This window comes from Bradyrhizobium sp. Ec3.3, assembly GCF_000472925.1.
In the GTDB taxonomy this organism is placed as follows: domain Bacteria; phylum Pseudomonadota; class Alphaproteobacteria; order Rhizobiales; family Xanthobacteraceae; genus Bradyrhizobium.
The window spans coordinates 368816-381975 of sequence record NZ_AXAS01000003.1; the positions used below are offsets into that span (position 1 = coordinate 368816).

Here is a 13160-nt window from a genome sequence, read left to right on the forward strand (position 1 = left end):
GCGAAGCGTAACCCACCGCTTCTCTGTCAGCGCGGAAGGTAGAGAGGTGGGTTACGCCTTCGGCACCCTACGATTGCGGTACTTGCGGCACTATCTCGCCTCGATCTCCACCACGATCTTCCCCGTCGTCACCTGCTCGCCCTCCGCGACGTCGATCGCCGCGACCACGCCGTCGATGCCGGCCTTGTGGACGTGCTCCATCTTCATCGCTTCCAGTGTCATGACCGGCTGGCCGGTGGTGACGCGATCACCGGGCTTGACCAGCACCGCGACGACGCGGCCGTTCATGGCGGCGCGGACCTTGCCGTCGCCGCCATTGGTTGCGGCGGCCTTCGGCGGGGCGAGGGTGAGATCGGTGACCGCAAACGGGACGCCGCGGTGCTGGAGATAGAGCCGGTCGCCGTCGCGCAGGAATTTTGCGGCGTCCATGAGACCGTTGTGGCGGAAGCGAATGGCGTCGGGATCGAGCTGATCGATCTCGAACTTGTGGCTTTGGCTATCGAGCACCACCATGTACCCGCCATCGCGCTCGCGCGTGATTTCGAGCTCGTGCATGTGACCGTCCAACTCAATCTTCGCAGGGAGCGGAAACGTTGCCGCCAGACTCCGTCCGGCCCGCCATGGCGGGGCATGGGGGTTGGTGACGTAGAACAACAAGCCCGCCAGCGCCGTGTCGAACGCACCGTTCTTGCGCGGCGCCAGCAATTCGTGGCAATGGGCGCCGATGAACGCCGTCGTCGCCTCAGCCCCGGCAAAGCCGGGATGCCGCAGGCACGACATCAGGAACGCCTGGTTGGTGGTGACGCCGAAAGCGGTGAGCTGTTCCAGGCCGCAGATAAGGCGGCTGCGTGCTTCCTCGCGCCTCGCGCCGTGGCTGATGACCTTGGCGATCATGGAATCGTAGAACGGCGGGATCTCCGTGCCGGATTGCAACGCGTGCTCGACGCGCACGCCCTCCGGAACCTGCCAGCGCGCGATGCGGCCGGACTGCGGCATGAAATCGTGTGCAGCGTCCTCCGAGCACAGCCGCACCTCGATGGCGTGGCCGAAGAACCTGATGTCCTGCTGCTTCACCGGCAGCAGCTCGCCGCGAGCGACGCGCAGTTGCAACTCGACGAGGTCCAGGCCGGTGATCGCTTCGGTGACGGGATGCTCGACCTGGAGGCGCGTGTTCATCTCCATGAAGTAGAACGCGCCGCTTTCGTCGAGCAGGAACTCCAGCGTGCCGGCTCCCTCATAACGCAGCGCCTTCACCGCTGCGACGGCGACCTCGCCCATCTTCGCACGCAACTCCGGAGTTACGGCCGGCGATGGTGCCTCCTCGATCAGCTTCTGGTGGCGCCGCTGCACCGAGCAATCGCGCTCGCCGAGATGGATGGCGTTGCCATGGGCATCACCGAACACCTGGATCTCGATGTGCCGCGGGTTTTGGATCGCCCGTTCGAGGATGACGGTGGGATCGCCAAATGCCGCCTTGGCTTCGGACCGCGCGCTGCGCAGCGCATCCGGAAACGACACGGCATTAGTGACGAGCCGCATGCCGCGGCCGCCGCCACCGGCCACCGCCTTGATCATCACGGGAAAGCCGATCTTGTTGGCCTCCGCGAGCATCACCTCGTCGCTCTGGTCGACACCCTGATAGCCTGGCACGATAGGTACGCCGGCCTTCTTCATGATCTCCTTGGCGCCGGCCTTGTTGCCCATCGCCTCGATTGCCTGCGGCGACGGGCCGATGAAGACGAGACCCGCATCCTTGCAAGCCTGCGCAAACGCCTCATTCTCGGCAAGGAAGCCATAGCCGGGATGCACAGCATCCGCGCCGCTCGCTTTCGCAGCTGCAATGATGGCTGGTATGTTCAGATAGGATTGCGCCGGCAAGGCTTCGCCGATCCGCACGGCCTGGTCGGCCTGCCGCACATGCAAGGCGTCGCGATCCGCATCCGAATAGACCGCGACGACGCCGAGGCCGAGCCGCCGCGCGCTCCGCATCACCCGCAGCGCGATCTCGCCGCGATTGGCGACCAACACCTTGAAGAACGGCCGGTGCTGCACTGATCCGTTCCTCATGGGCGGGCCACCGAGAATTGCATGCGCTGGGGAGTCCGTGCGTCGCCCTCGCGGCAGATCGCGAGAACCTCGGACAGAATCGCGCGGGTGTCGCGAGGATCGATCACGCCGTCGTCGAGCACGCGGGCGCTGGTCGAGAACACATCCATCTGGCCATCGAACACTCCGATGATCTGCGCTTTCATGGCCTCGAGCTTGTCCTGCTCGATCGGCTTGCCGCGTCGCGCAGCGGCAGCCTCCGTCACGATCGCCATGGTCTCGGCGGCCTGCTCGCCGCCCATCACAGCGGTCTTGGCATTGGGCCAGGAGAAGCAGAAGCGTGGGTGGAAGCCGCGGCCGCACATGCCGTAATTGCCTGCGCCGAAGGAGGCGCCACAATAGATCGTGATCTGCGGCACGGTCGCCGACGTCACCGCCTGGATCATCTTCGAGCCGTGCTTGATCATGCCGGCTTCCTCGTAGGCCTTGCCGACCATGTAGCCAGTGGTGTTGTTGAGATACAGCAGCGGCGTGCGGGTCTGGCAGCAGGCCTGGATGAAGTGCGTCGCCTTGTTGGCGCCGGCCGGATCGAGCGGACCGTTGTTGGTGACAATGCCGATCGCCTGGCCCTCGATACGGGCATGGCCGCAGACCGTGGCGGGGCCATAGTTCGGCGCCATCTCGGTGAAATCGGAATCGTCGACGATGCGGGCGATCACCTGCTTCATGTCGACTGGGCGCTTATGGTCCATCGGCATGATGCCGAGCAACTCGTCCTGGTCGTACCGCGGCGGCTTACATTGCGCGCTCGCCCGGCCCGGCCGTTCCCATTCCAGCGCCGCCATGATCTCACGTGCGATGCGCAGGGCATCGCGATCATCCTCGGCGAGATAGTCGCCGAGACCGGAGGTCTGCGTATGCATCTCGGCGCCGCCGAGCTCTTCTTCGGTCGCGATCTCGCCGGTTGCAGCCTTGAGCAGCGGCGGCCCCGCGAGGAATGCGCGCGTGCGGCCGCGCACCATGACGATGTAATCGGACAGACCCGTCTGATAGGCCCCACCCGCGGTCGATGAGCCATGCGTCACGGTGACGACGGGAAGGCCCGCCGCCGAGAGCCGCGCGAGGTTGCGAAAGATGTTGCCGCCGCGAACGAAGTCCTCGACGCGATAGCGCAAGAGGTTGGCGCCGGCGCTTTCGACCAGCTGCACGTAGGGCAGCTTGTTCTCCAGCGCGAGCTCCTGCACGCGCAGCGTCTTGTCGAGGCCGTAAGGTTGCAGCGCGCCGGCATCGATGCCGGCGTCGCTGGCGCTGACCATGCATCGAATGCCCGAGACGAAGCCGATGCCTGCGATGACGCCGCCGCCGGGCACGCTCTTGTTGGCATCGGGAACATCGAACATGTAGCCGGCAAGCGTCGAGAGCTCGATGAAGGGCGCGCCGGGATCGAGCACCAGCGCGACGCGCTCGCGCGGCAAGAGCTGGCTGCGCTTGTGGAAGCGGTCCTTCGCAGCGGCGGACGCCGCGCGCGTGCGCTCTTCCAGCGCGCGCATCCGTTCGATCAGCGCGAGCATGCCGTCACGATTGGCGTGGTAGGTCGCGCTGCCGGGGGAGATGGTGTTTTCGATGATGGACATAGCTCTTTCCTACCCGTCATTGCGAGGAGCGAAGCGACGAAGCAATCCAGGCTGTTTCCGCGGATACATTCTGGATTGCTTCGCTTCGCTCGCAATGACGGTGGGGGGAATACCTACCGATTCGTCCCAAAAATCCTCCGCGCCTCGGCCGGGCTCGCGATCTCACGGCCGGCACGCCGCGCGCAGGCCGCCACCGCTTCGATCAACTGACCGTTCGACGTCACCTTCCTGCCGTCGGCGAGATAGAAGGTATCTTCAAGACCAGTGCGGAGATGACCGCCGAGATCGGCGCAGCGCTGGTGCAGCGGCCAGATGTCTTCGCGGCCGATTGCCGTGACCTGCCAATGCGCCTCGGGACGCTTCAGCTTGAGCAGGATCGGCAGCAGCTCGGGATCGGCGGGCATGCCGGAGGCAACACCCATGACGAAATTGTATTCGAGCGGTCCCTTGTACATGCCGACCTGGGTGTACATGCCGACACAGCGGACGATGCCGACGTCGAAACATTCGAACTCGGGGATGGTGCCGACCGCATTCATGACGTCGAGATAGTCCTTCACCTTCTCGACCGCGTTGTCGAACATCATCGGCGGCCAGGCCCAGCTGTTGTCAGCCTTCACCTTCAGATAGTTCAGCGAGCCGGCGTTGCAGGCGGCGATCTCCGGCTTGGTCTCGCGGATGCAATCGAGCGCGCCGCTGTAGTTCGGCCCCGACACGCCCGAGGTGTGATTGATGATCACACCGGGGCAGGCTTCGCGGATCGCCTGCTGGATCTCGCGCGAAACGCTGACCTCCCAGGACGGCAAGTGCCCCTTGTTCGGCGCCTGCTGACGCAGATGAATGTGCATGATGCTGGCGCCGGCATCGAATGCTGCCTTGGCCTCACGCGCCATCTCTTCGGGCGTCACCGGCACGTTGTGCTGCCGGGGATCGGTGAGAACGCCATTCAGCGCGCAGGTGATGACGGCCTTGTCGCTCATGCCTTGGATGTCTCGCAGGTTGAGAATGCAACGCTTGCGATCATGTGACGAGGGGGCTGCGGCTTCTTGCGCGGAGAAGCTAGAGCAGCCGAAGCTACCGTAGGGTGGGCAAAGGCGCTCTTGCGCCGCGCCCACCATCTCTCCAGACTTCAGCTGAAGCGGTGGGCACGCTTCGCTTTGCCCATCCTACAAGGTCCCTCGGCTAGCTTGCTTCCGCAAGCTTCACCGTCTCGCCGCTGCGATAGATCGCAAGATCGCGCGAGCCGACGAAGATCGCGCGCGGCTTCAGGCCATAGAAGCGGCGGATCGAGTGGCTGAAATGCGTGCTGTCGGGATAGCCGATGTCCTGCGCGAGATGGGCGAGGTTGAGGTCCTGGTTGGCGAAATTTAGGAGATACCGCGCGCGCTTCCAGGCGCGGAAGGAGCGGAAGGAGATGCCGGTCTCTTCCTTGAACAGGTGCAGGAAGCGCGAAGCCGAGAGGCCCGCTTCCGCCGCGCATGCTTCCGCCGTCACCGGCTCGCCGGAGAAGCGTTCGATGCGCGCGATCGCCCGCGTCACGCGAGGATCGAGCACGCGGCGCGGCAGCGCTTCGCCAAAACACGTCCCGTCGAATTCGGCGGTGGTGACGTCGCCATAGCGGCGCTGGCGCAGCAACGCGTAAGCCGCGAGGATCTTTCGCGCATAGGCCGCCTTGTCGGGCCCGGTGAGCCGCTCGGCCAGTGCCTCGATCACGCCGTCCGGCATGCTCTCCGGCTCGAGCGTCACGCTGATGACGGTGCGATAGTCGCTCGCGATGGTGTGCCGCTGGTTCGGCAGGGTCACGACAAGGATATCGGTGGTATGGACATCGTCGATGGTCAGATGCAGGCTGCCCTTCACCGCGACATAGACGTGGCAGCAGCCGGCGGTCCGCCGGCGCGGCCGGCCGAGCAACCCCGCATAGAACACGCGCTCCGGCGTGATCAGCATCAAATGGTCGGATTCGCGACCCTTATCTTCCATTGGCGTCTTCCATCGGCGGTCCTCCTCGCGCGGCTCTTCGGGCCGCTGCGGACGTGGCCACCTTAGCGGAATTTTGGGCGGTGTCACGACGGGATAGCGCTGTCATAAAACACGCTGCGTCGTTCCGGGGCGGTCCGCAGGACCGAGTCCGGAACCTGGAAATTGCAGCGCGAGATTCCGGGGTCGATGCTTCGCATCGCCCCGCAATGACGGCTTCGTTACGCCCTCAGCCTCGGCGCGACCTTCTGCTCGATGCCGGCCTTCTGTTCCGCCGCCACCGCGCGTTTGAAACCCTCGCGCCGTTGCAGCCGCGCCCAATAGGCTGCGACATTTGGCCCGAAATCCTGCGAAAGGCCGATGCTTTCTGCAAGCCGCAGGGCATAGCCGATCACGATGTCGGCGGCGGTGAAACGGCCGGCGCACAAGGCCTCGGTATTGGCAGTCGCTGCCTCGACCGCGCGCAGGCGCCCGAGGAACCATTTTGCATAGTCGCCGGCGACCTGCGGATTGCGCCGTTCCTCCGGCTCGAGCTGGGCGTAACGGAGCACCAGCGTCTGTGGGAAGGTTAACGTCGCATCGCTGAAATACATCCAGTTCAGGAAGGCGCCGAAATCGGGATCATTGGCATCGACCATCAGCGGCGTCGGCCCGTATCGGGTGCCGAGATAGTGGCAGATGCCGGACGATTCCGTCATCCGCGTCTCGCCATCGATCAGATAGGGAATCGTGCCCAGCGGATTGATCGCGAGGTACTCCCTGGCAAAGACGCGCGGCGGGAACGGCAGCATCTTCAGCTCATAGGGCAGGCCCATCTCCTCCAGCATCCAGAGCGGGCGGAAGGAGCGCGCAGCGTCGCAGTGGTAGAGCGTGATCATTAGGCGTTTCCCCTAGAGCATGATCCGGAAAAGTGTGCAGCGGTTTTCCGAGAAGATCATGCTCAAACCTTAAAGCTGCCGGGCAGCGTTCCCATCATCTTGCACAAGACCATCAGCATGACCTCATCGGCGCCGCCGCCGATCGAGGTCAGGCGGCTGTCACGATAGGCGCGGCTGACCGGCGTCTCGTTGGTAAAGCCCATTCCGCCCCAATATTGCAGGCAGGCATCGGTGAGCTCACGTCCCAAGCGGCCGGCCTTCAGCTTGGCCATGGTTGCAAGCTTCGTCACGTCCTCGCCCGCCACCAGCGCCTCGCCCGCACGATAGACCAGCGCGCGCAACAGCTCGACCTCGGTCTGCATCTCCGCAAGCTTGAAGTGCACGATCTGGTTGTCAAGGATGCTCTGGCCGAAGGCCTTGCGGTTGCGGGTATATTCGATCGTCTCGTTGATGATGTATTCGTGCGCCTTCAGGCAGGCGGCCGCGCCCCACAGCCGCTCCTCCTGGAACTGGATCATCTGGTAGGTAAATCCCTTGCCCTCCTCACCGATCCGGTTGCGCCTGGGCACTCGGACATTGTCGAAGAAGATCTGCGCGGTGTCGGAGGAGCGCATGCCCATCTTGTCGAGCTTACGGGCCACCGTGACGCCCCTGCTCTTCATGGGGACGCAGATCAGCGACTTGTTGCGGTGAACGGGCCCGTCGCCGGTGTTGGCGAGCAGGCAGATCCAATCGGCCTGGGCGCCGTTGGTGATCCACATCTTGCCGCCGTTGATGACATAGTCATCACCGTCCGAGCGCGCATTGGTCTTGATCGAGGCGACGTCAGAGCCTGCGCCGGGTTCGGAGACGCCGATGCAGGCGACATAGTCGCCAGCGATCGACGGCGCGAGGAACTCGCGCCGCACCTCGTCGGAGCCGAAGCGAGCCAGCGCCGGCGTCGCCATATCGGTCTGTACCCCGATCGCCATCGGCACCCCGCCGCAGGTGATGGCCCCCAGTTCCTCCGCCATCATCAGCGCGTAGGAGTAATCGAGGCCCGAGCCGCCGAACTCGACCGGCTTGTTCAGCCCGAGGAAGCCGAGGCTGCCCATCTTCTTGAACAACTCGTGCGCCGGGAAGATGTCGGCCTTCTCCCATTCATCGACATGAGGATTGATCTCGTTGGCGATGAATTTTTGCAAGGAGCGGCGGATGTCGTCGTGGTCGGCGGTGAACAGCATTTCTTTCCCTTCGTCATTCCGGGGCGCGCGAAGTGCGAACCCGGAATCCAGAGATGAGTCCAAAATATCGAGATTCCGGGTTCGACGCTTCGCGTCGCCCCGGAAGGACGGTGAAGATCACAACCCCATCTGCCGCGACGCCAGATCCTTCATGATCTCCTCGGTGCCGCCGCCGATGGCGTTGACCTTGACCTCGCGGTAGATGCGCTCGGCCTTGATGCCGCGCATGAAGCCGGCACCGCCAAAGATCTGCACTGCTTCCGAGGCGCAGAACGCCATGGTCTGCGTGGCCTGGTTCTTCATCATGCAGATTTCGGCCACCGGGCTCTCGCCCTGCTCGAGCCGCCAGGCCAGCATTTCCAGCATCGCCTGGCTGGCTGCGACCTTCTGCGCCATGTCGACGATCTTGTGGCGGATCACCTGGTGCTGGGCAAGCGGCTTGCCGAACGTCTTTCGTTCCTTCGCATAGGCGATCGCCTCATCGAGGCAGACGCGGGCAAAGGCCGTGCAGCCGGCCGCCATGCCCATGCGCTCGCTGTTGAAGTTTTGCATGATGATCTTGAAGCCCTGCCCTTCTTCGCCGATCAGGTTCTCGGCCGGCACGCGGCACTCGTCGAAATGCAGCGTCGCGGTGTCCGACGCCCACCAGCCCATCTTCTTCAGCTTGGTGCGCGACAGGCCGGGCGTATCGCCCTCAATCAGCAGCAGGCTGACGCCGCCGGCGCCCTCGCCGCCCGTGCGCACGGCAACGGTCAGATAGTCGGCGCGCATGCCTGAGGTGATGAACGTTTTCTCACCGCTCACGACGTAGTGATCGCCATCACGCCGCGCTCTGGTGCGGAGGTTCGCGACGTCGGAGCCGCCGCTCGGCTCGGTGATCCCGAGCGCGGAGATCTTTTCGCCGGCAAGGATCGGCGGCAGCACCCTGGCCTTGATCTCGGCACGGCCCGCGCGCGCAATCGGCGGCGCGCCAATAGTGTGGCTCATCAGCGACGCACTGATGCCGCCGGCACCGGCCCGCGCCAGCTCCTGGCTCGCCACGATCCTCATGAACTGGTCGGCGGGGACGCCGCCAAATTCCTCGGGGAACCCAAGCCCCAAGAGGCCGATCTCCGCGGCCTTGCGATACAGCACGCGCGGGAATTCGCCGGCCTCGTCCCATTCATGGGCTTGGGGCTCGATCTCCTTTTCGACGAAGCGGCGCATCACGGCGCGGAAGGCGTCGTGCTCAGCGGTATAGAACGGGCTCGTCATCGCGTGGTCGCTTTCGCTGGCGGCGATTCTTGTTGCCACCATGGCCGGAACACCACCCGCTCACTTGCGTCGAGTGGCTGGCTTGGGACACCCGACTTCGGTCGGGCCACGCTCCAGCAACTCAACGCAAGACAGTTTAGCCCCTCGCGGACCAACTCCGAACCAAAAAAGAAACTTGCACAAAACTCCGGCCGGCCCCTCGGGGCTGGCCTGGGCATGTTTCACGGCATGACGGGCAGGCAGCGCACGACCGCAAATGGAGGGACACTTGACCGTTCGCCATTACGACTGGATCGCCCATCATAGCCGCCGCGCGCCAGACAAGATCGCGGTCCACGACCTCGCAAGCGAGCGCCGCTTCAGCTACGCGCAATTCGATGCACGGATCTCGCGCCTCGCCACACATCTGCGCGACAGCCTGAAGGTCTCGCGCGGCGATCGCGTCACGGTGCTGGCGCAGAACACGACCGACACGCTGGAGGTGCAGTTCGCCTGCTTCCGGCTCGGCGCGGTGTTCGTGCCGCTGAACACCCGCCTCACCGTTCCCGAATTGCAATTCATCGTCGCCGATTGCGCGCCGAAGGTGATGGTTCATGACCGCGATCTCGCCGACACCGCCCTTGCAGTGACAAAACTCTGCGGCGTCGGCACGACGCTGCTGCTTGGCCCAGGAGCCTCGTACGAAGCCGGCATCGCGACGGCAAAGCCGCTCGACAGGGTCGAGCAGGTGACGCTCGATGATATCTCGACCATCATGTACACCTCGGGCACCACGGGCCATCCCAAGGGCGCGACCATCACCCATGGCATGACGTTCTGGAATTGCGTCAATCTCGGTGGCCCTGCCGGCATCGGGCCGTCCACGGTGCTGCTCACTGTGCTGCCGCTGTTCCACACCGGCGGGCTCAACTGCTACACCAACCCCGCGCTGCATGCCGGCGGCACCGTGCTGATCATGCGCGCCTTCGATCCCGCCCTCGCGCTGCAGCTGCTCGGCGATCCCGCGCAAGGCATCAACGTCTTCTTCGGCGTGCCCGCGATCTACCAGTTCATGGCGCAGCATCCGGCCTTCGCGACCACCGATCTGAGCCGGCTGGCCACCTGCGGCGTCGGCGGCGCGCCGATGCCGGTGCCGCTCTTGAAGGTCTGGGAGGCGCGCGGCGTCGCGCTTCAGCAGGGCTATGGCATGACCGAGACCTCGCCGGCCGTGCTGGTGCTCGATCGCGAGGACGCGGCGCGCAAAGCCGGTTCCGCCGGCAAGCCGGTGCTGCACACGGAGGTGCGGATCGTGCGGCCGGACGGCCGCGATGCGGATGTCGGCGAGCTTGGCGAGCTCTGGGTGAAGGGACCGAACATCACGCCCGGCTACTGGAACCGGCCGGAGGCCAACAAATCCTCCTTCACCGACGGCTGGCTGCATACGGGCGATGCGACGCGCGTCGACCAGGAGGGCTTTTACTACATCGTCGATCGCTGGAAGGACATGTACATTTCCGGCGGCGAGAACGTCTATCCGGCCGAGGTCGAGAACGTCCTGCATCAGCTCAGCGCGATTGCCGAAGCAGCCGTGATCGGCATTCCCGATGCGCAATGGGGCGAGGTTGGCCTTGCCATCGTTGCGGTCAAGCCGGGACAACGCTTGAGCGAAGCGGACATCTTCGCGCACTGCGCTGCCAATCTCGCGCGCTTCAAATGCCCGCGCCAGGTCCGCTTCGTCGACGCGCTGCCGCGCAACGCCACCGGCAAGATCCACAAGCCGACGCTGCGAAAGGAATTTTCGGCGGCTTCGGAAGTCGACAAGGCCGCGACCGCCTGAGCGTCAAGCCTCGCGCGGCTGCACGTCGCTCGCCACTTCGATCGCCACCACCGGCAGGCCGAGGCGGCGCGAATCGCCCACGGCCGCAAAGCGCGGGCAGGTCCATGCCAGCGTGGCCTCACCGGGCGATGGCAGCTCAAGGCGCAGTTCGAAGCCATCCTCATGGATCGCGATCGATCGCTCCGCGATACGTTCGCCGTCGAGATAGAAGCGAAGCCCGATTCGATTAAAGGGTTCGCGGACATTGAGGCATTGAACACGAACCACGTTGCGGCCGGGCCGCGCGCTGATCCGGACCGCGGCTTCGGGCTCACTCCAGCGGAAGGCGCGGCCCTGCCAGGTCTCCACCGCATTGAAGCCGGCCTGCGCGAGCACAGGATTGCCCAACCGCTGCAAGGGACCACCTCCAGCCTCGCGAACGCGGCGGATGCAATCGAGACGCTGAAAATCGATCAGGGCCGCAATGTAACGCTTCATCCAGCGCGCGATGCTCTCGCGCGAGCCGACACGCGCCAGCGCGGTCAGGACGCAGCGGGCATAGGCCGCAGCGAGCCGCGCCGCACCGCGCGCGGAGAGGTTGCCAAACAACGCAGGCCCGACCCAGCGCCGGAAGCCGCGCCATGTCTCGTGAGGCCGCCTCGACCATGCACGGCCATCAAGCACCAAGGCGCGAAGCGCGCTTCGCGCAAGTGCGGGATCGAAATCGTCCTGACTGCTCCATTCGACCGGAATGTCCAGAAGCTCGCTGCCGGGCTCGCGCCGTCCTTCGCTGAGGTAGCGGATCTCGCCTTCCACGAAATCGAGCGTGAACGTCTTCAGGTCGGACAGCCGTCCGATGTAGTAATGATGGAAGCGCGCCTCCTCGAGATAACCGATGACGTGGCCGCGCGCATGGTAGGCGGCTGCGAGCACCCATTCGGCGAAATGGCCGAGCTCCTCGCGCAGGCCGCCACATTCCTCATAGGCCTCGCGGCGCGTCACGAAGCATTGGTCCAGCACCTTGCGCCAGGGATGTATCTTCATGCCGAAATCGATGTCGGCCTGGTACATCGCGGCTTCCGCCTCCGACAGGCGGTTGCGGCAGACCGGAATCGACTTGCAGGAAAAGCCCGACCACTCGGGATGCTCCTCGAAGGCGCGGACACACAGCGCGAGCACATCGGGCTCCGGCCAGCAGTGCGATTCCGTGAAGAACAAATATTTCCCGCGCGCCCTCGCCGCGCCGATCGCGCAAAGGCCGATGTCATGAGCCGAATCGGAGAATTCGAGCCGCGCCTCACCGCCGGCAAGCGCGGACAGATTTTCACGCGGCGAAAAGTCCGGCGGCACGACCAGGATGATCTCGTAAAGCTGGCGCGCGATGGTCTGCGACATCCAGCCCTGCCATGACTGCTCCCACTGCCCGCGGTGAAATTCAAGCGGAATGATGACGGAGAACAGCGGACGCTCGGCGTCGGGCGCGGCTTGCGGACTGGGCATGAATGACACTGGCAAATAGATTCAATAAAAAGGCAATGCCGGGACGAAAGAGCCGCTAGACCGGAAGGAACAGCGCGAATGACTCGTCCACCGTGCGGCGCAGATGGTCACGGTACAGCGCGTAGTTGATATTGTCGGGAGCAATCCGTCCCAAGGTCGGCGTCTTGACGTTTCGCGCGGGCACGAGCGCGATCGGCGCCGCAATCGGCGTCAGCTGCGAGCCGGGGCCGGCACGCAGCGTCGAGATGATGCCATACATCTCGCCGGCCACCGTCGGCCGCGACACCGTGATCACGCGATGCTGACCGTGCCGGTTGATGACGAGATATATGAAGCCGGACTGATGGGGAACGGCGACCTCGCCGGTGTGCTCATAGGCGGCGTCGGTGCGCTCACCCTCGCGGAAGACCAGCGACGAAACTTTCGGCTCCCAGACGATCTCGGTGCGATAGGCAAAGAGCGCATCCTTATCGCCGAATGACGGCCGCAGCGTGATGTAGACGTCCTCGAGCCAGGTCACCGCGCGGTGCGAATAGGAGCCGAGACTGTCGGGCGCGACATCGTTGCCTGCGGCAGGCGCCGGCGGCGCGGCGTGATTTTTCCGCAAGGCGACCCCCAGGGCCTGCTCCAGCCGCACCGTGGTCGCCAGCGTGAACGGGCGCCGGCCGCCCAGCACCTTCTCCAGCGTCGACAGGCTGAGCTTGGCCTGCTCGGCCAGCGCCTGCCGGGAGATGCGCCGCTTGGCGAGCTCCTCGCGGATTTTCTCGGCGACCTCGCGGCTTTGCTCGTCGGTAAGCTGCTTGTCCGGCGTCTGCATCGTCATTCCCTGCTCCAGACGGACATTCTAGCA

At 64.8% G+C, this 13160-nt stretch carries 10 protein-coding genes; 1 reads left to right on the top strand and 9 read right to left on the bottom strand.

Annotation, left to right across the window (positions count from 1 at the left end):
• Positions 1-90: 90 nt before the first annotated feature.
• From YUU_RS0106255 to YUU_RS0106285, 7 genes are all read right to left on the bottom strand, one after another.
• Entirely contained in the window at positions 91-2067 is a 1977-nt protein-coding gene (locus tag YUU_RS0106255) for an acetyl-CoA carboxylase biotin carboxylase subunit (protein ID WP_027521628.1), read from the bottom strand.
• Positions 2064-3680 (bottom strand): acyl-CoA carboxylase subunit beta, encoded by a 1617-nt coding sequence (locus tag YUU_RS0106260; RefSeq protein WP_027521629.1) that lies wholly within the window; start codon positions 3678-3680, stop codon positions 2064-2066. The genes YUU_RS0106255 and YUU_RS0106260 overlap by 4 nt, the downstream gene beginning before the upstream one ends.
• A gap of 113 nt (positions 3681-3793) precedes the next feature.
• Positions 3794-4660, bottom strand: coding sequence for a 3-keto-5-aminohexanoate cleavage protein (locus tag YUU_RS0106265; protein ID WP_027521630.1), 867 nt, complete (start codon positions 4658-4660; stop codon positions 3794-3796).
• 202 nt (positions 4661-4862) lie between these two features.
• Entirely contained in the window at positions 4863-5663 is an 801-nt protein-coding gene (locus YUU_RS0106270) for an AraC family transcriptional regulator (protein ID WP_027521631.1), read from the bottom strand.
• A 218-nt stretch (positions 5664-5881) separates the two neighbouring features.
• A complete protein-coding gene (locus YUU_RS0106275; protein ID WP_027521632.1) occupies positions 5882-6538 on the bottom strand; it encodes a glutathione S-transferase family protein in 657 nt (218 codons plus the stop codon).
• A gap of 62 nt (positions 6539-6600) precedes the next feature.
• Positions 6601-7761 carry an acyl-CoA dehydrogenase family protein gene (locus tag YUU_RS0106280; protein WP_027521633.1) on the bottom strand — a complete coding sequence of 387 codons (1161 nt, stop codon included), beginning with the start codon at positions 7759-7761 and terminating at the stop codon, positions 6601-6603.
• Positions 7762-7878: 117 nt separating this feature from the next.
• Positions 7879-9015: an acyl-CoA dehydrogenase family protein gene (locus YUU_RS0106285; RefSeq protein ID WP_027521634.1), complete on the bottom strand. Its 1137-nt coding sequence runs from the start codon at positions 9013-9015 to the stop codon at positions 7879-7881.
• Between the two features lie 268 nt (positions 9016-9283).
• Here YUU_RS0106285 and YUU_RS0106290 point away from each other — a divergent pair, with 268 nt between their 5' ends.
• On the top strand, positions 9284-10831 hold the full coding sequence (locus YUU_RS0106290; RefSeq protein WP_027521635.1) for a long-chain fatty acid--CoA ligase: 1548 nt from the start codon (positions 9284-9286) through the stop codon (positions 10829-10831).
• A gap of 3 nt (positions 10832-10834) precedes the next feature.
• Here YUU_RS0106290 and YUU_RS0106295 read toward each other — a convergent pair whose 3' ends face one another.
• Together YUU_RS0106295 and YUU_RS0106300 are read right to left on the bottom strand one after the other, a co-directional pair.
• Positions 10835-12310 carry a glycosyltransferase family 2 protein gene (locus tag YUU_RS0106295; RefSeq protein ID WP_027521636.1) on the bottom strand — a complete coding sequence of 492 codons (1476 nt, stop codon included), beginning with the start codon at positions 12308-12310 and terminating at the stop codon, positions 10835-10837.
• A gap of 55 nt (positions 12311-12365) precedes the next feature.
• Positions 12366-13133, bottom strand: a complete 768-nt coding sequence (locus YUU_RS0106300) for a helix-turn-helix transcriptional regulator (protein WP_156944122.1) — start codon at positions 13131-13133, stop codon at positions 12366-12368.
• Positions 13134-13160 lie beyond the last annotated feature (27 nt).